The organism is Fictibacillus enclensis, assembly GCF_030123385.1.
Classification (GTDB): Bacteria; Bacillota; Bacilli; order Bacillales; family Fictibacillaceae; genus Fictibacillus_C; species Fictibacillus_C enclensis.
Genome location: NZ_CP126109.1, coordinates 3684962 through 3708599, shown reverse-complemented (window position 1 = coordinate 3708599; position 23638 = coordinate 3684962). Strand labels below are relative to the sequence as shown.

General features: G+C 39.1%; 21 protein-coding genes and 4 pseudogenes. 16 read left to right on the top strand and 9 right to left on the bottom strand.

Features of this window, described 5'->3' with window-relative positions; all coding sequences use genetic code 11:
* The first annotated feature begins 104 nt into the window (after nt 1-104).
* The 3 genes from QNH15_RS19455 to QNH15_RS19445 all read left to right on the top strand — a co-directional run bounded on the left by QNH15_RS19455 (nt 105) and on the right by QNH15_RS19445 (nt 3345).
* The gene (locus QNH15_RS19455) at nt 105-992 is read left to right on the top strand and encodes a GT-D fold domain-containing protein (RefSeq protein WP_283889798.1); all 888 of its coding nucleotides are present in this window, start codon (nt 105-107) and stop codon (nt 990-992) included.
* Between the two features lie 68 nt (nt 993-1060).
* Nucleotides 1061-2173, top strand: coding sequence for a glycosyltransferase (locus tag QNH15_RS19450; RefSeq protein WP_283889797.1), 1113 nt, complete (start codon nt 1061-1063; stop codon nt 2171-2173).
* Nucleotides 2174-2361: 188 nt separating this feature from the next.
* Complete coding sequence (locus QNH15_RS19445) at nt 2362-3345, top strand: glycosyltransferase (protein ID WP_283889796.1); 984 nt, start codon at nt 2362-2364, stop codon at nt 3343-3345.
* A gap of 530 nt (nt 3346-3875) precedes the next feature.
* On the opposite strand, the gene QNH15_RS19440 is transcribed toward QNH15_RS19445, so the two are convergent.
* The 5 genes and pseudogenes from QNH15_RS19440 to QNH15_RS19425 form a co-directional block, all read right to left on the bottom strand.
* A complete protein-coding gene (locus QNH15_RS19440; protein WP_283889794.1) occupies nt 3876-4976 on the bottom strand; it encodes a DegT/DnrJ/EryC1/StrS family aminotransferase in 1101 nt (366 codons plus the stop codon).
* A gap of 14 nt (nt 4977-4990) precedes the next feature.
* Nucleotides 4991-5971 carry a Gfo/Idh/MocA family protein gene (locus QNH15_RS19435; RefSeq protein ID WP_283889792.1) on the bottom strand — a complete coding sequence of 327 codons (981 nt, stop codon included), beginning with the start codon at nt 5969-5971 and terminating at the stop codon, nt 4991-4993.
* Between the two features lie 76 nt (nt 5972-6047).
* A pseudogene (locus tag QNH15_RS26240) lies at nt 6048-6233 on the bottom strand (DapH/DapD/GlmU-related protein); the annotation flags it as partial.
* Between the two features lie 51 nt (nt 6234-6284).
* Nucleotides 6285-6506: pseudogene (locus tag QNH15_RS26235) on the bottom strand (LbetaH domain-containing protein); the annotation flags it as partial.
* A 211-nt stretch (nt 6507-6717) separates the two neighbouring features.
* On the bottom strand, nt 6718-7740 hold the full coding sequence (locus tag QNH15_RS19425) for a glycosyltransferase (RefSeq protein WP_283889788.1): 1023 nt from the start codon (nt 7738-7740) through the stop codon (nt 6718-6720).
* A 236-nt stretch (nt 7741-7976) separates the two neighbouring features.
* Between QNH15_RS19425 and QNH15_RS19420 the strand changes: the two genes are divergently transcribed.
* Nucleotides 7977-9254: a nucleotide sugar dehydrogenase gene (locus QNH15_RS19420; RefSeq protein WP_283889786.1), complete on the top strand. Its 1278-nt coding sequence runs from the start codon at nt 7977-7979 to the stop codon at nt 9252-9254.
* 433 nt (nt 9255-9687) lie between these two features.
* Here the strand turns inward: QNH15_RS19420 and QNH15_RS19415 are convergent, their stop codons facing one another.
* Entirely contained in the window at nt 9688-11400 is a 1713-nt protein-coding gene (locus QNH15_RS19415) for a glycosyltransferase family 4 protein (RefSeq protein WP_283889784.1), read from the bottom strand.
* 126 nt (nt 11401-11526) lie between these two features.
* Here QNH15_RS19415 and QNH15_RS19410 point away from each other — a divergent pair.
* Both QNH15_RS19410 and QNH15_RS19405 read left to right on the top strand, forming a co-directional pair.
* A pseudogene (locus QNH15_RS19410) lies at nt 11527-11700 on the top strand (cation:dicarboxylate symporter family transporter); the annotation flags it as partial.
* Nucleotides 11699-11853, top strand: a pseudogene (locus QNH15_RS19405) (macrolide family glycosyltransferase); the annotation flags it as partial. The pseudogenes QNH15_RS19410 and QNH15_RS19405, both read left to right, overlap by 2 nt.
* A gap of 696 nt (nt 11854-12549) precedes the next feature.
* On the opposite strand, the gene QNH15_RS19400 reads toward QNH15_RS19405, so the two are convergent.
* Nucleotides 12550-13062 (bottom strand): acyl-CoA thioesterase, encoded by a 513-nt coding sequence (locus QNH15_RS19400; RefSeq protein WP_061972214.1) that lies wholly within the window; start codon nt 13060-13062, stop codon nt 12550-12552.
* Between the two features lie 63 nt (nt 13063-13125).
* Nucleotides 13126-13251 (bottom strand): hypothetical protein, encoded by a 126-nt coding sequence (locus QNH15_RS19395; RefSeq protein ID WP_276203857.1) that lies wholly within the window; start codon nt 13249-13251, stop codon nt 13126-13128.
* Between the two features lie 302 nt (nt 13252-13553).
* On the opposite strand from QNH15_RS19395, the gene QNH15_RS19390 reads away from it, so the two are divergent.
* The 8 genes from QNH15_RS19390 (at nt 13554) to QNH15_RS19355 (ending at nt 21814) form a co-directional block, all read left to right on the top strand.
* Nucleotides 13554-14018: a DinB family protein gene (locus QNH15_RS19390; RefSeq protein ID WP_283889780.1), complete on the top strand. Its 465-nt coding sequence runs from the start codon at nt 13554-13556 to the stop codon at nt 14016-14018.
* Between the two features lie 158 nt (nt 14019-14176).
* Entirely contained in the window at nt 14177-15145 is a 969-nt protein-coding gene (locus QNH15_RS19385) for a polysaccharide deacetylase family protein (RefSeq protein WP_283889779.1), read from the top strand.
* 107 nt (nt 15146-15252) lie between these two features.
* Entirely contained in the window at nt 15253-16371 is a 1119-nt protein-coding gene (locus tag QNH15_RS19380; RefSeq protein WP_283889778.1) for a CdaR family transcriptional regulator, read from the top strand.
* A 125-nt stretch (nt 16372-16496) separates the two neighbouring features.
* Nucleotides 16497-17765 carry a GntP family permease gene (locus QNH15_RS19375; RefSeq protein ID WP_283889777.1) on the top strand — a complete coding sequence of 423 codons (1269 nt, stop codon included), beginning with the start codon at nt 16497-16499 and terminating at the stop codon, nt 17763-17765.
* Nucleotides 17766-17783: 18 nt separating this feature from the next.
* Nucleotides 17784-18950, top strand: a complete 1167-nt coding sequence (locus tag QNH15_RS19370; RefSeq protein WP_283889776.1) for a glycerate kinase — start codon at nt 17784-17786, stop codon at nt 18948-18950.
* Nucleotides 18951-19125: 175 nt separating this feature from the next.
* Nucleotides 19126-19971: a DUF72 domain-containing protein gene (locus QNH15_RS19365; RefSeq protein ID WP_283889775.1), complete on the top strand. Its 846-nt coding sequence runs from the start codon at nt 19126-19128 to the stop codon at nt 19969-19971.
* Between the two features lie 86 nt (nt 19972-20057).
* Nucleotides 20058-21452, top strand: coding sequence for a bifunctional metallophosphatase/5'-nucleotidase (locus QNH15_RS19360; RefSeq protein ID WP_283889774.1), 1395 nt, complete (start codon nt 20058-20060; stop codon nt 21450-21452).
* A gap of 59 nt (nt 21453-21511) precedes the next feature.
* On the top strand, nt 21512-21814 hold the full coding sequence (locus QNH15_RS19355) for a YunC family protein (RefSeq protein WP_283889773.1): 303 nt from the start codon (nt 21512-21514) through the stop codon (nt 21812-21814).
* Between the two features lie 34 nt (nt 21815-21848).
* On the opposite strand, the gene QNH15_RS19350 is transcribed toward QNH15_RS19355, so the two are convergent.
* Nucleotides 21849-22031 (bottom strand): hypothetical protein, encoded by a 183-nt coding sequence (locus QNH15_RS19350; protein ID WP_061972221.1) that lies wholly within the window; start codon nt 22029-22031, stop codon nt 21849-21851.
* 185 nt (nt 22032-22216) lie between these two features.
* Here QNH15_RS19350 and QNH15_RS19345 point away from each other — a divergent pair, with 185 nt between their 5' ends.
* Both QNH15_RS19345 and QNH15_RS19340 read left to right on the top strand, forming a co-directional pair.
* Nucleotides 22217-23011 carry a thymidylate synthase gene (locus QNH15_RS19345; RefSeq protein ID WP_283889771.1) on the top strand — a complete coding sequence of 265 codons (795 nt, stop codon included), beginning with the start codon at nt 22217-22219 and terminating at the stop codon, nt 23009-23011.
* Nucleotides 23008-23484, top strand: a complete 477-nt coding sequence (locus QNH15_RS19340) for a dihydrofolate reductase (RefSeq protein ID WP_283889769.1) — start codon at nt 23008-23010, stop codon at nt 23482-23484. The genes QNH15_RS19345 and QNH15_RS19340 overlap by 4 nt, the downstream gene beginning before the upstream one ends.
* The last annotated feature ends 154 nt before the right edge of the window (nt 23485-23638 follow it).

Genomic DNA, 23638 nt, shown 5'->3' with positions numbered 1-23638 from the left:
ACTTCATAGCGCTTAGAAAGTATTTTTCATTTTGGAAATTTGTTAAGTAGTTTGTTTTGATTATTAGCAAATTAATTTAAGTTTTTCTAAAGGGGATTTTTTCATTGACGTATTCATTATCTAACGAAAAGTGGGAGTACTTACTCAGACTTGGATATCCTGGCCAGTGGGATATAAATTCCTTTGCATCAGAAGCGATGTATAAAGGTGGAGAAGCAATTGTTAAAAGTAAATTATCGAAAAATCAATATTTACCTTACAATCTTGAAGAAATTATAGATGAAGGGATCAAAAGTTTATCAAAGGACCTTATTAAATTACAAACAGCTAGCGAAGTGGAAAAACAACTTTTACAGTCATTGAAAAATAAACAAGGGTTTAGTGTGATACGGCTGGGCGATGGGGAAATCCTTGCGTTAGCGCATGACATTTTAGTCACTTCAGAAGAAATTAACAAAAACATCCATTTAAAGGGTATGGGGGGATTTACAGTTCCGAATCACGAAAGAAGAGACTTGTTAGCAAAAAACCTATTAGAGGCAAATATAGTTGGTATTCCGGAAGCAAGATATCCAACTTATCAGAGGCTATTTAATCAAGTCGCAATGGAATACCGTCTCCCTTTACAAACAATGAATTTAACAAATTCTCTAATCAATTATCGCCTTAATGAAGAAACCACATTTATTCACAATGCATTAAGTAATTCTAGGGTGTTGCTCATTGGTAACCGTTCTAAAGATGGAAAGGATTTTTACAATAAGCAGGGGTATGAATCCATTGTAGGGACGGTTTTAGTTGCTGGAATAAACTCCGTTGAAAAAGTTATGCAAGAAGTGCAAAAATATGAATTTGATATTGCCTTTGTCTCTGCTGGAGTGGCGGCTAATTTAATTTGTGTGCAAATTGCAAAACAGAACAAGGTGGCACTTGATTTTGGACATTTACTAGATTGGTATCTCTCAGGACGCAGGGTAATCAGGAAGAAATAAATGGTTTATAACCACTACACTCATGCTTTTTTCAACGATTTTTGCACTCTTGATGAGAGGTGTTTTTTATGATTAGTGTTATTTTACCAGTATACAATGGTGGGAAATTTCTAAAGGAAACGATTTATAGTATATTACGTCAAACGGAAGAAAATCTTGAGTTAATTATTGTAAATGACGGCTCTACTGATAATAGTGAAGAACTCATAATGTCATTTAAGGATGAGCGAATACGGTATTTTAAGCAAGAAAATAAGGGAGTAGCTGCCGCGTTTAATACAGGATTATTAAATGCAGAAGGAGATTTTGTTACATTTCATGGTGCTGATGACATTTCTCTCCCACATCGCTTTGAACGAATGTTAGAGATACTTTGTCATGAAGACATTGGCTTTGCTCATTCTGATATGTTACTAATAACGGAAAATGGATCACCTTTTGGTTACTGGCAGTCGAGCAATATTTTACCGGATGATATTTATTCCTTTTTCCTAAATGTCGGTACTCCATTCAACAATCCAACCATTTTATTTAAAAAAGAAACAGTAAGAGATATCCTATATGATGAAACAATTAAAGTGGGTTCTGACACTGATTTTATCTTGAAGGTAGCAAGAGGAAAATGGGTATCTTATATTATTCCAGAACCATTGTATATATATAGAAGACATCAGACAAATGTAACCAATCAAAATGATTATGAAGTACTATCAAGACATGTAAAATTGAATATTTGTAATGAGGATTTGAAAAATTTGAACGAAGCAGATTGGAATTATGAAACAGACGATCAAAACTTATTAGCTGCTAAATTGATTGCGGGTGTTGCTCTCTCCAGAAGATGGATGATGAATGAAGCTTATAATCTTTTTCATGAGGCAATCCCATTAATTAAAAATCAAAGAGAACGAGTCTTCTATGAAGGTATGAAGGGTCTTGTCGAAAGAGATTATCAACGAGCTGTTAATCACTTTAGTAAGATAGAGAATCGAAATCATTTAGATGAAAATTACCTAGGTGAAGGATTGCTATTTTTAAAAAAATACAATCAAGCCTATAAACATTTTTTAAAGGCATTAGAGATATATCCTCAGTATCAATCCCCAGTTCAAAATATTAAAGCTATAGGTATGTTAAAAGGGCATACTGTAATTGATAAACGAGTTAATAAATATAAATAAATCCCTTGAACTAGGAAGTTAATCAAATTGAACATTTCGTTTCCGACTGTTTGAACGTATAAGATATTCTGGGTATGAGATGGCTCGAAACGCTAAATAAAAGTGAGCGTAGCAATCTTGGGAACCATGTCTAACTGGAGCTCATATATTGATGTGAAGGAAACCTTAGTTTTAAGGAGGTGTATCAAATGCAAGAGAAGGTGAAAATATTAATATTAATTAAACCTTTTTGGATTAATTTTCCTAAACATAAACCAAAATTCGAAACAATTACTGCACTTGAGAAACATGCGGAAGTGAGATATTGGTACAGGGATGGAAACATTAAAGATATTATTAACAAATTGAATTTTAATCCGGATTTTATCCTTCATTATGATGTTGCTTGGGGGTATGCGTATTCTCCAAACATTACTGGGCTGGGGCAAGTTAACATTCCAAAAGGATGTATAGTCATTGATATTCATTATTTTCCGGAAATAAGAAAGCAGTACTTTGAAAAAAACAATATAGATAGGATTTTTTCCCTGACGAAGTCCCCATTTGAGAAAACTTTTCCCCATTATAAAGAAAAGGTTAGGTGGTGGCCCTTCTCAATTAACCCATGCATCTTTAAAGATTGGGAGTTAAATAAGGAAATTAATTTCTTGCTTATGGGCCAGGTGTATGACAGAATGGGCAAAAGTCTTAACAAAACAAAAACTCCTAAAGGAAGATATCCTTTCCGGGAAGAAGTTTTGGTGAAAATGAGAGATTTGGAGGGGTTTGTATTCCATACACATCCTGGACATGATGCCCCTTCAGATGCCATGCTGAATGAAAAATATTCCAAAGAATTAAATCGATCTAAAATGTTCTTCACTTGTGGTGGAGTGTTTAAATATCCAGTCCTAAAATACTTCGAAGCTCCGGCCTGCAGAACACTGTTACTCGCAGAACCGGTGCAGGATATATTGGAACTAGGGTTTGAAGATGGCATTAATTTTGTGGCTTGTGATCAGTCGGATTTTTACGAAAAAGCCATGTATTATCTGGAAAACGAAGAAGAACGACAAAAAATAACCGATAATGGGTACCAATTTATCCATACACATCATACAAATGATGCAAGAGCTTTGCAATTAATCAAATATATTCAGGAGTGTTTACACAACCCCTCTAATTCAGGGTGAATTCAGCTTAATAAGGTTTCGAAATGGTGATTAAGTAGGCATACCAATAATTTCATAAGCGAAACGAAGAAGACGAGCTAAATACGCTCGTCTTCTTCGTATTCAATATTGTAGTTTTAGTCGAATCCTTCTCGTTGTACAGCAGGGGACTTCACTTTTAACAATATTATCCCCAAGTAATGTATTCCATGGTTGGTTTAACTACAATGGGCAGCATTTCGGCCTTCAGCTTTCAACTTTATAATTCTTATGAGAGGTTCTTTTCTATCGAGACATCCGATTAACAGGTTTTCCAACATACACGTATTCGTTTTCCTGAATAATTGGGAATATTGAACGTATTCTATGAACTAGTTTGAATATATGCGTACTGGCCGGGATTTGAACTATTGCTTTACAAGGATTCATTGGTTTTTGATTCGTGAAATAGAGGATAGGTTTTGATAATTTGAAAAAGGATGAGTCTTGTCAAAAATAAGAATAAAGAGGAATGTCTAAGAAAAATTGCTTTTTTCTTGAGCGGTAAAGTATTATTGAACTATTTCTCTCAATACGTATACAATTTCGTGTATTTGTTTTTTTGAAAGCTCTGCGTACATTGGAAGGGATAAAATTTCGTCTGCATATGTTTCACTCAATGGATATGTTCCTTTTGGAATTCCTAATTTCACGTAGGCCTCTGTTAAATGAATAGGGATTGGATAATGAATAGCTGTTTGAATACCGTGTTCTAACAACCTCTTTTGTACTTCATCACGATTGTTTAAACGAACAACAAAAAGATGATATACATGTCGTGAATTTTTCCTTTCGAATGGAACAATTATATTAGAACCTTCTAAAAGCTGACAATATAAAGAAGCATTTTTTCTACGTGCCTCAGTCCACTGTTCAATATATTTCATCTTAATATTTAAAACCGCGGCTTGAATACCGTCCAAACGGCTGTTATATCCTGCTATTTTGTGTTGGTATTTGTGTTTACTGCCGTGTTGGCTCAATAGACGAACAATATCTGCAATTTCTCGATTGTTTGTTACGACAGCCCCACCGTCACCATAAGCGCCAAGATTTTTTCCAGGATAAAAGCTAAAGCAAGCGACGTCCCCAATTGAACCGACCCGACGGCCTTTGTATTCGGCACCGTGTGCTTGAGCTGCATCTTCGACCACTTTAAGTCCATGTTTGGCTGCGATGTCTAAAATCGGATCCATATCAGCAGATTGTCCATATAAATGCACTGCAATAATTGCTTTCGACTTTGGTGTAATGCATTTTTCAATGTTTGCGATGTCGATTGTATATGTATCAACATCATTATCAACAAACACTGGTATAGCTCCCACTGCTGAAATCGCTTCTACAGATGCAATAAAAGTATTTACTGGAACAATAACTTCATCACCAGGACCGATATTCATCGCTTTTAACGCAAGCCACAAAGCATCTGTACCATTACCTACACCAATACAATGAGAGGCATTACAATACTTTGCAAAACTTTCTTCAAATATATCTACAGCTTTTCCCCCAATAAATGCAGTATCGTTACAAATGTGTTCTACAGCATTAATCACTTCATCCTTAATACTAAGATATTGAGATTTTAAATCTAAAAATGGAATAGTCACTTTCTATATGCCCCTTACAAATTTAATAACGTATCACTTTTTTCCAGTACTTTTACAACGTTCAGACCCTTTCTTCCACTAGTGAGAGGCTCTTGATTATTTAACACACAATCAGCAAAGTGCGACAGCTCAACAAATAATGCTTCTCTTAGAACTAGTTTTGGAGCGTATTCCCCTCCTTGTACGTAATTATAGGAATATTTACCATGTTCATCACATGTTAATTCTACGTGCTTATTAAACACTTTTACTTTATTTTCAGGCTCCATGTCGTCATAGACGATGTTTCCTTTTGTACCGACCACGACCATTTTTCGAATTTTTTCAGGATATAACCAGCTGTTCATAATGTATACCTTTTCTCCATTTGAGAATGTTAGATTTAGGAACGCAGTATCTACCAAATTAGGATTGACTGTTCGTTGACCATAAGCTTCTACATTGATAATTTCTCCATTCAGTAGATAACTGACAATTGAGATATCGTGGGGTGCTAAATCCCATAACACGTTGATATCATTTTGGTATAGTCCTAAATTCAAACGATTCGAAGTAATATACAACACGTCCCCTATTTCTCCAGTATCGATAATTTCCTTCATCTTCCGTACAGCACTGGAATAAACAAATGTATGTCCAACCATTAATACAAGGTTTTTAGATTCAGCAAGTTGACATAGCTCTAAAGATGTTTTTGAACCGTCCGTTAAGGGCTTTTCAACAAATACATGTTTCCCGCTAACCAAGGCTTCTTTTGCAAAACTGTAATGTGTGCTTACAGGAGTAACAATATAGACTAAATCAATGGATGAATCTTTAATAATATCGCGATAGTTTGTCGTTGTGTTTACATAGGGAAATTTTTTTTTAATACTTTCCAGTTGATTTGAATCTAAATCAGCTATATACGCTAGTTCCACATTTGGCAATGCATCTATATTACGGATTATATTAGGTCCCCAATACCCACAACCTATGACTCCCGCTCTTAACATTAAACTTTACCCCCCGGATATTTGAATCTTTTCTTTCGCAATCTAAAGGTAGCTATATTTATTCATTAATATAACGAATAAACCTGGCCGGGTTACCAACGACAATAGCATTGTTAGGTACATCCTTTGTAACAACACTTCCAGCCCCTACTATTGCACCATTTCCAATGGTAACCCCAGGTAATATTGTGCTACCTGAACCGATGGAAGCTCGTTCTTTAACCGTTGTTTTTACTAGGGCCCATTCAGTTTCAGTTTGCATCGTGCCATCGGAATTTGTCGCTCTTGGAAACACGTCGTTTGTAAATATAACACCATGTCCAATAAATACCCCGTCTTCAATCTTTACACCTTCACAGAGAAAAGAGTGACTAGATATTTTGCAATTTCTTCCTATTATTACACCTTTTTGTATTTCAACAAATGCACCCACTTTGGTACCGTCTCCGATTTGGCAGCCATATGCATTTACGAAATCATAAATTTTCACATTTTTCCCAAGTTTCACATCCTGCAAGTTGTTCTTGTTATCCATATAGCCCTCCCATACGATCTAAAAAAGACGGAACAATATTTTTCTGGTTTAGTTGGTTAATTATTTCATGCTACTTTGGTGATATAATTTTTAAATTCAATAGCTTATTCTATGGTATGAATATAAAAAAGATATGCCTTAAGAAAAATGCACATTTATAAAAAAAATCCGCCATTAAACGCGAGCGGATTACCTTGAATTTATTCATATATTAATTTGAATTTATTGGGCCGGTCGATCCGGTCGTTCCTGATGGCCCCTTTTTCGCTAAAAAATCTTCAACATCCTTTACAAATTGTTGTGCTCTTATATCATTAGTGTGATGTGTATGGATAAATTGGTACCCATTATCGGTTATTATTTGTCGTTCTTCTTCGTTTTCCAGATAATACATGGCTTTTTCGTAAAAATTGGACTGATCACAAGCCACAAAATTAATACCATCTTCAAACCCTAGTTCCAATATATCCTGCACCGGTTCTGCGAGTAATAGTGTTCTGCAGGCCGGAGCTTCAAAGTATTTAAGGACTGGATATTTGAATTTTGACCCACAAGTAAAGAACATGTTAGCTCTATTGAGCTCCTTAGAGTACTTTTCATCAATCATGGATTTGGAAGAACGCTTTACCCGATGTCCGGGATGCTGGTGAAATACAAACCCTTCTATGTTTCTCATCTTTACTAAAACCTCTTCCCTAAAGGGGTATTTCCCTTTGGGCGTAGCTGTCATATTTCTGCTTTTCCGTTCTCTATCATATACTTGCCCCATAAGGAGGAAGTCGATATCCTTTTTCATTTGCCAATCCTTACAAATATCGGGATTGATGGAGAAAGGATACCACCTAAACTTATTTCTCAACTGAGGAAATCTTTTCAAAAATGGAGACTTTGTTACAGAAAAAATTAGGTCAATGTTATTTTTTTCAAAATAGTCCTTTCTCGCGCTGGGGCTGTAATGAATATCAATCACAATACAGCCCGTTGGAATATCAATTTTTCCTAATCCAGTAATAGTTGGCGATAGAATACTTTTCCATGCAATATCGTAGTGCAATATAAAATCCGGAGTGAAATTCAATTTGTTCATAATTTCTTTAATGTTCCCATCACTGTGCCAATAACGGACTTCAGCGTGTTTTTCAATTGCTGTGATCATATCAAATTTCGGTTGATGCTTCGGGAAGGATTTCCCTATAGACTTGATTAGAATTAATATTTTTAGTTTTTCTGTCAAGAGTTACACCTCGATTTTCCTTTCCTAAAAACTTATATCCAATAATATATGCATATTTTTTAAGGATGCTCGGATAACGCACCAAATTTCCTTAAACCTTTTTTATGTATTACATCCTTTTACTCACAATGGAAACATTTGTACATAAAATAATGGGGGAAGTTCAAACAATAACCATTCAAACGAAAGATAAAAATAATATCAACCAAGAAGATATGCAGAAAGGATCTGACAGTATGAAAAATGTCACGATTGTAGGATTAGGTAAAATTGGATTGCCATTGGCGGCGATTTTAGCAAATAGCGGTAATTTTCATGTGTATGGAGCTGATATTAATAAATTTGTTGTAGAAACGGTGAATAAGGGTCTCTCTCATATAAATAATGAACCAGGATTAGATAAATTGCTTGGAAAAGCCTATCAATCAAAAACCCTAGAAGCAACTACCAATACAACTGAAGCTGTAAGTAAGTCTGACGTCGTTATTGTGATTGTGCCCGTTTTAACTAAAGATAAAGGTCAAATTAACTATCAATATATCGACTCTGCTGTTGAAGAAATAGGAAAAGGCATCAAAAACGGCACCCTTGTTATCTTTGAAACAACTTTGCCTACGGGCGATACAAGAAAACGGTTTGGCAAAAAAATAGAGCAATTATCAGGATTAACCATGGGAGATGAGTTTTATTTATCCTATAGTCCTGAAAGAGTATACTCTAATCGAATTATTCAAGATTTAACAAACTATCCAAAGGTAGTTAGCGGTTTTAACAAGGCTAGTCTAGAATTAGCTTCATCTTTTTATAAAAAAGGATTAAATTGTGAAGTTTTGCAAGTAAGCAGCTTAGAAGTTGCAGAATTTACTAAGGTTGCAGAGTGTGTCTATCGTGACGTCAACATTGCTTTAGCAAATGAATTAGCAATGTTTGCAGATCAGTTAGACGTAAACATTAAAGAAGTCATTAAAGCTGCAAATAGCGAACCTTTATCGCATCTTCATTCTCCAGGAGTGGGAGTAGGCGGTCATTGCATTCCGGTTTATCCATATTTCTTTATAAATAATGGTCTAGAAGAGGGTCTGGTAACGGAAGCGAGGAAAATCAATGACAGTATGGCGAAATATGCAGTGAAGTTAGTGGAAGAAAATATTGGTTCCTTAAAACATAGTAATATACTAATCTTAGGATTATCCTTCCGGGGAAATGTAAAAGAACCAACTAAGTCATCAACACTGTGGTTAATGGATGAATTAAAGCAAAAGGGCGCCACTGTATACGTTGATGATCCATTATTTAACTCAGATGAGATTTCATCTTATGGAGTCATCCCGTTTTCCAAAGATGTGTTAAATGACATCGATATCATCATTCTTCAGGCATTTCACGATGAATACAAAGAATTTAAATTTTCAAATTTTGTGAATTGTAAATTAGTTCTTGATGGCAGAAATGTTTTAGATGAAAATTACATTAAAAGTCTTGGTATGATGTATAAAGGAATTGGCGTGAGATAAGTCGTAAGTTATACAATCATAGTTGTTTTAATCTACCATTGTACCGAAATAAGAAAGGGACTGACTAACATGAACCAATGTCATCAGTATGTTTTACATTAAAATATTTTCTCATCAGCCAATGGGAATAGGTGAGTTTCATATCAGCTTTGACGAAGATAATTCTAAGACATGACTTGCAGTGATGGTTTGATGATCAAAAAATATCTTTAAATAAAAAATCCAGTGAAACAAGGGTTTTTCAGCTTGTAGACAAAGTTCCTCAATATGGGCCAATTCTACAAGCTTTTTTTGTAATGGAAGTAACCATGGCCACAAAATCCAGGTCATAATTTAACAATAGAAGAAAAAACCCAACCCCCAAGCGAAAATTTGGAAATTGGGCTTGTCGACAGTCTGAAAATCCTGTGAAAAAGGTTTTTTTCAGTTAGACTTATGTTATCAACTTTGTGGCATTAAATAGATATTCGGAGTATGAGGTTGCCTCTCCCAAAATGTGAATGGTATTGATTGAATAGTTATTTACTTTATCTTTTTCATCCAATAGATAATTCATATAGTGCAAATCAGTATAATGGGGATATTCTTGAAGAAAAGCTTTTAGTTTTTTTCTTGCCTCACTTTTTCTTTGTAGACGCAGTAATGTTATGATAATCCACTTGCTATAAATTGCCTTTGTATTCAATTTATCCTCTTGTTCATAAAGATTCAGAAATTCCTCTAATGCTTTTTCATACTCCTTTTTAAAAAATGACCTGTAAGCCGGTATATCATAAAGTCTAAGTTTATTGATCGGTGTAATTGGACAATAACATTTTTCTACATAGTCATTTTCTGATTGTTTGCGGTTGGCTATTATTTCCCATTTTGCTAATTTAAGGTCACCTTCTATATCGTACACTATAGGTACTTGGATTAAATCTGCGGGTGTATTCTTCATGAATTTCAATAGTTTATTATAGTCATCTTTATTAAGAAATTGTTCGTCTGAAATGAAAAGATCCCATTCATCGATGCCGTGAATCTGCTGAACTTCATAGCTTGCTATTTTTTTATAGTAATCGAGAATGTCTAACATAATGATTTCCCATTTATAATTACTTGCTGTAATTAGACCATTTTTTATCAGATGTTCCTTTAATGATGGGTTTGAAAAGATTTCTCTTATTTGTTTGGCCATATCTTCTGGGTCGTTAAGATTGCAAATAAGGGCATTTTCGTTGTGCACGGCATATTCCAACGAACCCTTGTTACCCGTAGTTACAACAGGACAGCCACAAGCCATAGCTTCTAGTGGGGGTAGACAGAAACTCTCATAAATTGAACCACATACATACATTTTCGCACCTCGGTATAATCCTCCTATTAACTTTTGTGGAGGATTCACGAAGTATTTCGTTACTTTTGCTTTTCCTTCATCAGAAGGAGTGTCCGGAGTAATCCAGTATAAGTCTATTTGATGTTCATCTTTTACTTTTTCGTAAGCTTGGATGATAACATTTAAACCTTTGAAAGTCGCTGCTTCCCCTCCAACCATAAGGATATACGGACGATTCCCTGTCTCTTTTTCCCCACCTATTGAAAACACTTTCTCATCCACTGCATTAGGATATACAGTTGCCTCTCTGCCATATATCTCATTTATTAAGTGTGATGCCGGTTTAGATACGGTGTAAATATATTGCGGAATATCAAATTGTTGATGAATAAATTTTTTTAACGTTTGATTCATTGAAGAATAATCAAAAAGATGAAAATCCCCTTGTTCAAAGTAAACCACTGGCGCAATACCCGTATCAATGCAAGACTGAATATGGTCCCAATATGTTGCGACAATGACGTCACAAACTGGTATTCCTTTTGCAAGTTCTAAATCAAACGGAACTTGATTGTAAGGAACTTCAATTGGAAACCAATTTGGCATAGGATAATGAGAAACAATGGTCACCTTGGCTCCGAGTTTTTGAAGACGGTTAGCATGTTCGAAAATTACTTTTACCCCCCCGCAAATACCCACATGTGTCATTACATATACTACATGTATTTTTTCAGAAGGTGTTCCCCTGGCCCTTAAAGTCTGTTTTCTCGCAAATGATAATCGTTCCAATCGGTTGTTAAATTCCTTAATGCGAAGTTCTTGTATCACATAAAACCTCCTAAAGATTAGGTTAATAATCAATTATGCTAAAAAGTGAAACTTATTCTTCACATTCAGTAATAAAATGGAGCAACAAGCTTGATAAAATATCTCCCCCAAGAGTCCACATCGAATGATATCGCACCATTAAATGAGGGCGTTTCCAAAGTTGTTGATTTTAAAACGATGCTAGTTAACATCATCCCAAGCAACATTGTTGATGCGATGGCAAAAAGTGATTTATTAGCTGTTATATTCTTCGCTATATTATTTGGTGTTGCTGCTGGAGCCATTGGCAAAGCGTCAGAGGCACTATTTACTCGAAAGAATCATTGGTCTTTTGCGTACGGCAGATATCGTGATACCTAGTGTTCTGGAGCAAATCGAAGGAGAACATTTTGATTATATCATCCACGATTCATGATTGGTTGTGGATATTTACTTGCACAAATACTTAAACTTCGGTTGAAGAAGCATATAAAAACAGCAGCCATGGGCTGCTGTTTTATTATTCATTCCAGACCTCATCCATCAGGTCTTCAATTTCTATTCTCAATTTTTAAGTTTCCTCTTTGTCAACGACAATCTTACCATCCATAAAATAGAAGACGTCACTAACCGTTGCTTGCTTGGGAAGTGATGATTTAAGAATGTCTATGTTTCATTGCCGATCTCGATGACAGCATTCTCACCTTCAAAGCGGTCAATAATCCCCTTAACTTTCTTCATCACTTTTTCTCCGTTTTTACTGATAACGTGCTGCCGTTTGTTGTAAATACGATGGAGCCCTTTTGATCGGTGCGTAAGATTTTTGCAGGCTTCAATCGGTTCAACACTTCCTACTAAGAATGTTTACAATGTGGCTGAGTGTAGCTATGTTCCAATCGTTGGTCTGGATGTAGCCAAAGGTGAAAGTGAAGCTCAAGTCTTTTTATTCATTAAACCGTTTATGCTATATACATCAACCTGCAAATCAAAAAATTCCATTATCTTGACAGTGGTTATTAACTTTGAGATAAATGTAGAAAAAAATCAAAGGAAAAGCCAGTCTTCTCGTTAGAACGCAAAGGATTGCTACATGACAACTTGAATCATGTACATAAACTTAACGAGATCAGTAAAGCTGCAAATATGCATTCTAATTAAGGATCGGGCTTTTCACCATGGCAAACCGGTACCGAAGTCCTTTGCCAGCTTCCCACTTTCTTTTCTTCTTTTTTTTCGGTTCGCTGCTCTCTCCGCTGCAGAATTGAATAATCCTTTTTCCTCATCCGTTTCTGGAATTACTTTTGGCACGAGGGTAGGCTTACCGTCTTGATCAACTGCGACCATTGTTAAAAAAGAAAGTGCGCATACATTCCGTTCTCCTGATAATAAATCCTCGGCTATTACTTTTACAAATACTTCCATTGAAGTTCTGCCTGCATATGTAACAAAAGCCTCTAGACAGACGGCATGACTGACATGAATAGGGTGCAAGAAGTCTACAGAATCAGTCGAAGCTGTAACAGTATTTCTACGGGAATGGCGCATTGCGGCAATTGAAGCTACATCATCTATATAAGCCATTAGTTTTCCACCAAACAACGTTCCATGATTGTTTGTATCCGGTGGTAACACAATGCTCGTTTTTACTACAAATGAATCCCTGCATTTTTTTTGATCTATCATAAAATAACGACCTTTCTTTTTTTTTATAGGAAGTTAGCAGTTTCCTGAAATATGCATAGGGAACTATTTATCATCTTGGTATTTAATAACTTTTATATGTTCATAGGTTTTTTTAACAACCATTAATAGTTGATCATCATCCATATGGTCAGTAATTTCATTAGGTTTTTCACTTCTTTCCTCCGCCAAAAGAGTCAACTCCTTTCTCAACCACAGTATTAACGTTAGTTTTCTATTTCAATCAAATTGTAATTCCAATTGTCCAAATTGTTACTTACTGCAAAGGGAAGTTGCACAGTTTTCCTTTCTTAATGTATTTTTTACATCCCAGCAAGTCTTACAATTGAAGATCCTGATGGCAATCTCATTCATATACAGATAAAGTAGAGAAGATATTTAACGTTCATATACCGTGTAGTACGAAGATGATACAGGAGTTTTAAACTTTCGGTTGAATTATCTAATAGATAAACACTGAAGGAGTGAAAAAAATGATTATGTCAAAGAAGGAATTTTTTGAAATGATGGAAGGCAACAGAAGATTGACTCTAAGAGCCATTGAGGCGTTTCCGGAAGACAAATTTTTCGAGTATACACCCGATGAAAAGCTTCGCCCCTTTTCCGAAATGATAAAAGAGATTGTGAATATCGAAAGCGGTTATATGCACGGTGTGGCATTGGATAAGTGGGAGTACAAGGATGTATTTGAAGGGGCAAATAAAAAGGAAGAATTTCTTCAAATCAGCCAGGAAGTTCGTGATCAAACGAGAAAGCTGTTTGAGGAAATGAATGAGGAAAGATTGAATGTTGTGATGCAAGATCCCTTCTTTGGGCCCGAAATGAGCCATTTTGCACGCCTTCAATATGCATTGGAAAATGAAATTCATCATCGTGGACAGGGCTTTACATACCTTCGTCTGCTCGGAATTGAGCCTCCAGAGTTTTATGTGCGATAAGCAAGTAAGCAAACCAAACCAGAATTCAGGTTTGGTTTTTTTTGTTTGAATAGATGAACGGTCAAAAAGAATCCAACCTTCCGAAAACTAAAACATAAGGGGAGAAAACCCCCTAAAAGAAAGATACATAACTTAAACACAACCGGGAGGAACAACATTTGAAGAAGTTGAGCACTATACTGGGGATTTGCTTGGCGGGCCAGCTGATGGTTAACCCATCTGCCATGGCAGCCTCTTATACCGTACAGTCGGGAGACACCCTCAAAAAAATCTCAGAAAAGAATCATACTTCCGAGGAACGAATCGCAAATCTGAATAAATTATTTTCCACTAGACTTGCAGAAGGACAGTATTTAGAAATTCCCAACCCCACCAGCCATAAGGTGAAAAAAGGAGATACTCTCTGGAAGCTCTCGGTTAAATATGGAGTTACCTCATCAAAAATGAAAGAGGCCAATCCACAGATTGATAATTATCAAATGATTTATCCGGGTCAAACGGTCAACGTGCCAATGAAAAAAGAAACCGGATACTATATGGGAAGAACAGACCAGAAACAAATCGCCCTTACATTTGATGACGGACCGGATAACCATTATACCCCGCAAATCTTAAAGATTTTAAAAGATAAAGGGGTGAAAGCTACCTTCTTTGTTATGGGAGAAAGAGTAAAGAAATATCCGGAGCAGTTAAAACAGATTTCAAGAGAAGGACATGCCATTGGTAATCATACGTGGGATCATCCGAACATTACACAACTGACGGACCAGGAACTGGAGAAAACCGTAGAATCTACGAGTACAGAAATTGAAAAAACCACGGGTAAGAAAACTCATCTGTTTAGACCGCCATATGGTGAAATGAACGATCATCAGTTAGACTTGCTTAATCCTCACTATCAGTCGATTATGTGGACAGCGGATACCAAGGATTGGGATGGTAAGTCTGCAGAAGAAATCGTATCGGCTGTGACCGAGAACGCCAGCCCAGGCGTCATTGTACTTCAGCATTCGTATCATGAACAGGGGAAATTTGAAACTGTTAAAGCCCTGCCTAAAATGATTGACCAATTGCGTGAGAAAGGCTATAAATTTGTAACAGTTCCAACACTGATAAATGAAAAGTAGTTTTTGTAGCGGAGTACACCCAAACGTGTACTCTGTTTTTTCATATGTTTGTGCATTTTGACTATGGTAAATTGGTTAAGATACAGACAGGAAGGCAGGGATGGAAATTGCAATTTTTAACGCATGACCTCGCTAACGAAATTGTTGAACGGACCATGAAGATTTTAAACCAAAATATCAATGTTATGAATAACGAAGGTGTGATTATCGGCTCAGGGGAGAGTGAAAGGATTAACCAGATTCATGATGGTGCCCTTCTTGTTCTTCAAAAAGGTGAAAGTGTGGAAATTGATTCAAGCAAAGCGAGAGAAATGAAGGGAGCGAAACCAGGAATTAACCTTCCCATTCGATTCAGCAACCAAATCGTCGGTGTCATCGGAATCACAGGAGAACCTGAGGACATTCAGCATTATGCGCAGCTTGTAAAAATGGCAGCAGAGCTTGTTTTGGAGCAGTCATTTTTGCTTGAAAGGGTCCAATGGAAACAAAGGATGCAGAGCGAGATTGTCAATCAGCTGATTTCTGAAGAACAGGTGAATGAAGAAAGAACAAAGGAACGAGCAGCCATGCTCGGAATCAACCTTGAAAAACCGAGAACCGCTTTTCTCCTGAAGCCCCTGAATTCTGACGAAATGTCCAATCAGACATTAACACGTTTGGTTCAGTATGAAATGGAAAACACAGATTTAGTCGGGATAACATTCAATAATGACGTGGTTGTGCTTAAGGAGACCGGGGCGGTGCTATCAAAAGAGAGGTACACTATTCTTTCCAAGCGGCTGCAAAAGGCGGCGGGAAATGATGTGCTGATCGGCTGGGGTCAGCCAGCCAAAAACCTGAATGAAATCAAATTATCATTCACACAGGCGAAAAGGGCCATCCAAATAGGATATAAGCTGCAGCCTGCCCTCCGTTATTACGATTATGAAGAATTTCAACTTGAAATCCTTCTTTTTAAGCTTGTTCAGGATCAACATGAGCAGCAAATCTTTGATTTTTACGAGCCCCTTCTTGATCAAGGAAGAAAGGGAGAACTAACCGATACCCTTGAGGCTTATTTTCGAGAAGGTGGAGAATTGAACAAGATAGCGGAAAGCCTGTTTATCCACAGAAATACACTCAGGTACCGACTCGATAAAATCAAGGAATTAACGGGAAAAGATCCTCGGAATGTTAAAGATCTGATTCAATTATATATGGCCAGCCTTTTGCATGACATACAGTGATTGTGCATATGCACAAAAAGGCTTCTATATCCTTCTCTATCCTTTATTCTCTTTCACAATGCTTCCTGAAGATAAAACGCTTACAATGAACTAAGCAGCTAGGTTCAACAGGGAGGAAAGAGAACATGGATATTACTGTAAGCGCTTTAGGAGCAATCAGTGCTTTATTGATTGCGATTATACTTATTTTGAAAAAAGTCCCGCCTGCTTACGGAATGGTTGCAGGTGCTTTCATCGGTGGATTGATTGGTGGCGCTGACATTACCCAGACGGTTGACTTAATGATGGCAGGAGCCAAAGATATCATTCCAGCGGTTTTAAGAATTTTGGCAGCTGGTATTCTGGCAGGAGTACTGATCGAATCAGGGGCTGCTTCATCCATAGCTGAGACCATTGTTAACAAGATTGGCCAATCGCGTGCTTTGCTCGCACTGGCTATAGCGACCATGATATTAACAGCCGTTGGAGTCTTTGTGGACGTCGCGGTCATCACGGTCTCTCCAATCGCACTGGCCATAGGCAAACGTGCGGGTCTTTCCAAAACAGCGATTTTGCTTGCAATGATTGGCGGTGGTAAGGCAGGTAACATTATGTCGCCCAATCCCAATGCCATCGCAGCTTCAGATGCGTTTCATGTACCGTTAACCTCCGTTATGGCCGCCGGAGTAATACCGGCTGTCTTTGGAGTTGCGGTTACTTATATTCTGGCAAAAAGGCTTGTTCATAAGGGAACGGAAGTACAGACAGAAGACGTTAGAGTGAACGACAACAATGAAGTTCCGTTATTTATAGCGGCATTGGCAGGACCTCTCGTTACCATCGTGTTGCTGGCCTTAAGGCCTTTGTTTAATATAACGATTGATCCCATGATTGCCTTGCCCATTGGCGGTTTGATTGGTGCCATCGCTATGAAGAAAACAAGAAAGATTAATGATTACGCAGTTTCTGGGTTAAGTAAAATGTCAGGTGTGGCCATTATGCTGCTGGGTACAGGAACGTTGGCAGGAATCATTGCCCATTCATCATTAAAAGATGTAATTGTTCAGGGATTAAACGCATCAGGTATGCCAGCCTTTTTACTGGCTCCTGTATCAGGGGTGCTGATGTCCGGTGCCACAGCGTCCACAACAGCAGGTACAGCAGTGGCGAGCAGTGTTTTTGCCAGTACCATTATCGGGCTTGGGGTTTCAGCCTTTGCGGGAGCTGCAATGGTACATGCCGGTGCCACAGTACTTGATCACATGCCTCATGGAAGTTTCTTTCATGCTACAGCAGGAAGTGTCCATATGAACATCAAGGAACGGTTGAAACTTATGCCGTATGAGTCACTGATCGGGCTGACTCTTGCGGTCATCTCAACACTGATTTTTGGGGTTTTTAAATTATTTGGATAGTAGAAAGGCGTGATAGATATGAAAATTGTGATTGCTCCTGATTCGTTTAAGGAAAGTTTATCGGCCTTGGAGGCAGCCTATGCGATTGAAAAAGGATTTAAGGAAATTTTTCAGGACGCAGAGTACCATAAGTTGCCAATGGCTGATGGAGGGGAAGGAACCGTTCAGTCCCTGGTGGATGCGACAAACGGTAAAGTCGTGGAGACTGAAGTTACAGGCCCTTTAGGTGAAACGGTTCAGGCGTTCTTTGGTATGATGGGAGATCAAAAAACGGCAGTGATTGAAATGGCCGCAGCTTCAGGATTGCATCTTGTGCCTGAAGATAGAAGGAATCCACTGATCACGACCACAAAAGGAACAGGTGAATTAATCATAGCTGCTATAGATTATGGTGCAAAGGACATCATTGTGGGAATCGGGGGGAGCGCAACAAATGATGCAGGAGCCGGTATGATCCAGGCGCTTGGCGGAAGTTTGAAGGATCTTTCAGGTAATGAGATTGGACCTGGAGGCGGCTCCCTGGCGAAACTCGCTTCCATTGATGTAACCGGTCTCGATCCGAGACTGCAAGCTGTAAGCATTCAAGTTGCCTGTGATGTGGATAATCCGTTAACAGGTCCCAGGGGAGCATCCGCTGTCTTTGGCCCTCAAAAAGGGGCTACTCCCCGTATGGTGGAGAAGCTTGATCGAAACCTTTCGCACTTTGCTGATATTGCCGAAAAAACATTGGGTAGGCCATTGAGGGAACGAGAAGGCTCAGGTGCAGCAGGCGGACTTGGAGCAAGTCTGATGGGGTTTCTAAATGCAGAGCTCAAAAGAGGGATTGAAATTGTCCTTGAGGCTGTCGACTTCGAGGAGGCCGTGAAAGAGGCGAATCTGGTGATCACAGGAGAAGGCCGTATCGACAGTCAAACCATCTGTGGCAAAACACCGATTGGCGTGGCCAAAGCAGCCAAAAAGCACGGGGTTCCGGTCATCGCACTTGCAGGTTCTCTTTCTCAGGACAGCAGCGTGGTTTATGAGCACGGTATCGATGCTCTTTTCAGCATTGTCCCAGGTGTTACCACGCTGTCTGAAGCTTTTGAACAGGCCGGCAACAACATGGAAAGAACGGCAAGAAACATCGCGGCATCCATGAGTATTACAGGCTCCTCCTTGCTTCGCAGACGGGAAGCAAATACTTGATATCGATTTCAAATTTTGAGATAATTATTGAAGAAGCGGGTACGTTTTGTTCCCTCTTTTTCTTTTTAAATGAGAAGATATGAATACAAGCGGACGCCAAAGGGGGTTCGCTTTTTTACATAATGAAATTTTGGGGAATAGAAAAGTAAACTTGTGGCCAAAGAGGAGAATCCCAATGATATTAGTTGGAGTGACCGGCTGGGGGGATCACCAGTCTTTATACCCGGAAGGGACAAAATCTACCAATAAGTTAAAGTTGTACAGCGGTTATTTTCCCGTTGTGGAAGTGGATGCATCGTTTTATGCCATACAGCCGCTGAAGAATTATCAAAAATGGATTAAGGATACACCCGACCGCTTTTCATTTGTTATTAAGGCCTATCAGGGAATGACCGGACATGCCCGCGGGAAGATTCCATTTGAAACGACGAAGGAAATGTTCGACCTTTTTAAGGAGTCCATCAAGCCTGTGATGGAAGCCGGAAAGATGAAGGCGGTTCTGTTTCAGTATCCTCCATGGTTTGAATGCAACAAGGAAAGCGTTCAGATGCTCAGGTTTACGCGCGAGATGATGGAAGGAATCCCAGTAGCACTGGAATTCCGGCACCAATCCTGGTTTACGGATGAAATGAAGGATAAGACGCTTGATTTTATGAGGGACGAACAATGGATCCACACCATCTGCGATGAACCGCAGGCAGGGCAAGGTTCTGTGCCAACCGTTCTGGAACCCACGTCTTCGGATGTAACGATTATCCGGCTGCATGGGAGAAATGTACATGGATGGAACAATCATGGACAAGCTAACTGGAGAGAAGTTCGGTATCTGTACCGGTACAATGAAATTGAGCTATTGGAATGGAAACAACATGTAGAAGCGTTAGAGAAGCAGTCCAGGGAGATTGTAGTGCTGTTTAACAATAATTCCGGCGGGGATGCAGCCGATAATGCGAGACAGTTTATTGATATGCTTCATCTTGATTATGAAGGGCTTTCGCCAAGGCAGCTGGATTTGTTTTAAAGCACAGAAGCCTTGCGTTATAATCGAAATACTATACAGCTTGACCTGCCGAGTCATTGGCAGGTTCTTAAGGTTCAGGGGGCATTATGCAAAATACATTAACCATCTATCATACAAATGATATTCACAGCCATTTTGAAAGCTGGACACGTATCGTTCACCATATAAAAACGGCACAAAAAAGAATGCAGGATAAAGAAGAGTCCGTATTTTATTTTGACTGCGGTGATTTTATGGACCGGGCGAATCCGCTTACCGAGGGGACGCTGGGTCAGGGAAACACGCTTTTATTAAACCAGGCAGGTACCTTTGCAGCGACCATTGGCAACAATGAAGGGATTACACTGACTAAAGATGAACTGGATGCTCTCTATACCAAAGCGGACTTCCCAGTTCTTGCTGCCAATATTTTCAACGAACAAGGGGTGCGTCCACCGTGGGCGAAAAGGTCTGAGGTTTTTACGACAAAAGATGGCCTGATGGTTGGTGTCACTGGCGTAACCATCGCTTTTCAGGCGTTCTATGAATCTCTCGGATGGCAGGTGAAAGATCCTTTTCTTCTGTTGCCGGAGATTGTCGCTGAGTTGAAAAAGACCAGTGATATTGTCATTGTGCTTTCCCATCTGGGATTGAATTTTGATGAAAGAATGGCGGAGGAAATCGAAGGGATCGATGTTATCCTGGGTGCCCATACGCATCACGTGCTTCCCCAGGGCAAGGAGATCAATGGAACACTGATCGCCCAGACCGGGAAGTTCGGCATGTATCTGGGTGAAGTTAACGTTCAATATGATACTTCTACCAAGAAAATCACATCTAAATCTGCCGAACTGATCGACCTTTTTGATGAAGAGGAAGATCGGGAAGGGCTGCAGCTTTTAAACGAACTGATGATTAAAGGTGAGACGGAGCTGAAGCAGGAAGTTGGCACGTTAAAGAACCCTCTCCATATCTCATGGTATGAGCCTTCACCATTTGCCCAGCTGATGGCAGATGCGTTGAAAGAATGGTGCCAGACCGCTTATTCCATGATTAATTCCGGCGTCATTCTGGAAAGCCTTCCGGCAGGACCTGTTACAAAAGGAGATCTGCACAGGATATGTCCGCATCCGATCAACCCTTGTCTGGTGGATCTGACGGGTGACGAAATAAAGGAGATCGTGAATGCCAGTCTGAGCCAGGAAATGATTCACAGGGAAGTGAAAGGGTTTGGCTTTCGCGGTAAAGTGATGGGGCGGATGGCCTTTTCAGGAATTACTGCAGAGGAAGAGCTGCTTGAAGACCGACAGCTGCATGTAAGACGGATTGAAATGAACGGTGAACCGGTCAAAGATGAAGAGATCTACAGGGTTGCCGTGATTGACATGTTTACGTTTGGGAAGTTGTATCCTGCGATTGCTCGCAACAAGAATAAAACCTTTATGCTTCCGGAAACGCTCCGCGATCTGCTTGAATGGAAGCTAGCATCCATGATTGGGTAAAACGTGGACGCACTCTTTCTCATCTTGTACATAAAGTATAGGAGGAAAGGGGTGGAAGCGTGATTGAATTGAACCCGGTTATCATTGACGGAAACCCATTCACTGCGGTAACCGTCCGGCTGCCCAAAACAAATTTGCTAGCGGTCTACAATGACAAAGGCTATATCATGTGCGGGGCTTTGGATGTTGGCCTCCTTAATGATAAGCTCTCTGACCGCAAAATTATTGCAGGCAGAGCTGTTGGTGTGCGAACGATAGAACAGCTCATAAACGCACCGTTGGAATCCATTACAACCGAAGCTTATGCCATAGGCATAGAAGTGGGCATGTCCGGCAGGGACGCACTTTTAAAAATGGTATAAAGAAAAACTGTACTCCATTTTCGAGTACAGTTTTTTAAATTTTATAGCGGTCTTTCATTAATTTTATCGCTATGAGGTTAAAGCAAAGGACGCCTATCATGACCTGAATCCGTTTCGTGTTGCTGGTAAGGATATACACAAACAAAAGATAAATGCCGCTGACAAAAAAGGCAATCTGCAAGTAATACATCCATTGTAACAACCTTTTGAAATCCAAGGTCATCCCCCCTGTATTTCAATACCTAGTTAACTCCACTATCAGTATACCAATGATAGAGACAAAATGTGAGAAAATTTCAAAAATGTAATTAAAATGAGACAAACTTTTTTCGACTTTAATCCTCGTATTATTTAAGGTAGGATAGAGGAAGTAGAAATGATTAAGAGAGGTGCACGGCTGCAATGAGACAATATCTGGATTTGCTGCAGGATACACTGGAAAACGGAACAAAAAAAGAAGATCGAACTGGTACAGGAACTATCTCGGTTTTTGGACGGCAGATGAGGTACAACCTTCAGGATGGATTTCCGGTAGTAACCACCAAAAAGTTGGCGTTGCGTTCCATCATACATGAACTGCTCTGGTTTTTAAAAGGAGATACTAACATTGCCTATTTGCGTGAACATAACGTAACCATATGGGATGAATGGGCAGATGAAAATGGCGATCTCGGGCCGGTGTACGGCCATCAATGGCGTTCATGGCAGGCACCCAACGGGCAAACGATCGACCAAATCTCCAATCTGATACATGACATCAAACATAACCCGGACTCCAGAAGGCTGCTTGTTTCTGCATGGAACCCGGCAGATGTTCCAAATATGGCACTTCCGCCATGCCATACCCTTTTTCAATTTTATGTTGCAGATGGAAAATTATCCTGCCAGCTTTATCAACGGTCGGCGGATCTTTTTCTTGGGGTGCCGTTTAACATTGCGTCATACGCCTTGTTAACCATGATGATTGCGCAGGTGTGCGATCTGGAGCCGGGAGAATTTATTCATACGGTTGGTGATGCTCACATTTACTCAAATCATCTGGATCAGGTGAAGCTGCAGTTGACAAGAGATCCAAAACCGTTGCCGGTCATGAAGATCAACCCGGAAGTGAAGTCCATTTTTGATTTCACGATCGAAGATTTTGAGCTTGTGAATTATGAACACCATCCTAAAATCAAAGGCGAGGTTTCTGTATGATTTCCTACGTGTTCGCGATGGACAGGAACCGTTTGATTGGAAAGCAGAATGATTTGCCATGGCATCTGCCGGCGGATTTGAAACATTTTAAAAAAGTAACCATGGGCAAACCTATCCTGATGGGCCGTAAGACCTATGAATCCATTGGGAAACCTCTGCCCGGACGTGAGAACATTATCTTAACAAGAGATGAATCATATCAGGCGGAGGGGTGCACCGTTCTGCACACGGTTCAGGACGCCATGGACAGGCAGGACACGGAGCTTTGTGTAATTGGAGGGTCAGAGGTCTTCCGGCTGTTTATGCCTTACGTGAAGCGTATGTACGTTACGCATATTGACGAGTCTTTTGACGGTGACACCTACTTCCCGGAATATGATGAATCCGAATGGAACGTCGTTGAACGAACAGCAGGTAGTGTTGATGAAAAAAATAAATATCGGCACGAATTTCTTATATTAGAAAAAAATTAAAATGATGAAGTCCTCTTTCAGCTTACAGGAAAGAGGACTTTTTTGATGGGTAATAAGGTCAGGATTCGACAAAATATTCAAAAAACCTTTGACTTTTTGCCTAGAACCACGTATAGTGAAGACGAAATTATCTGAATTATTTCACATATATCTT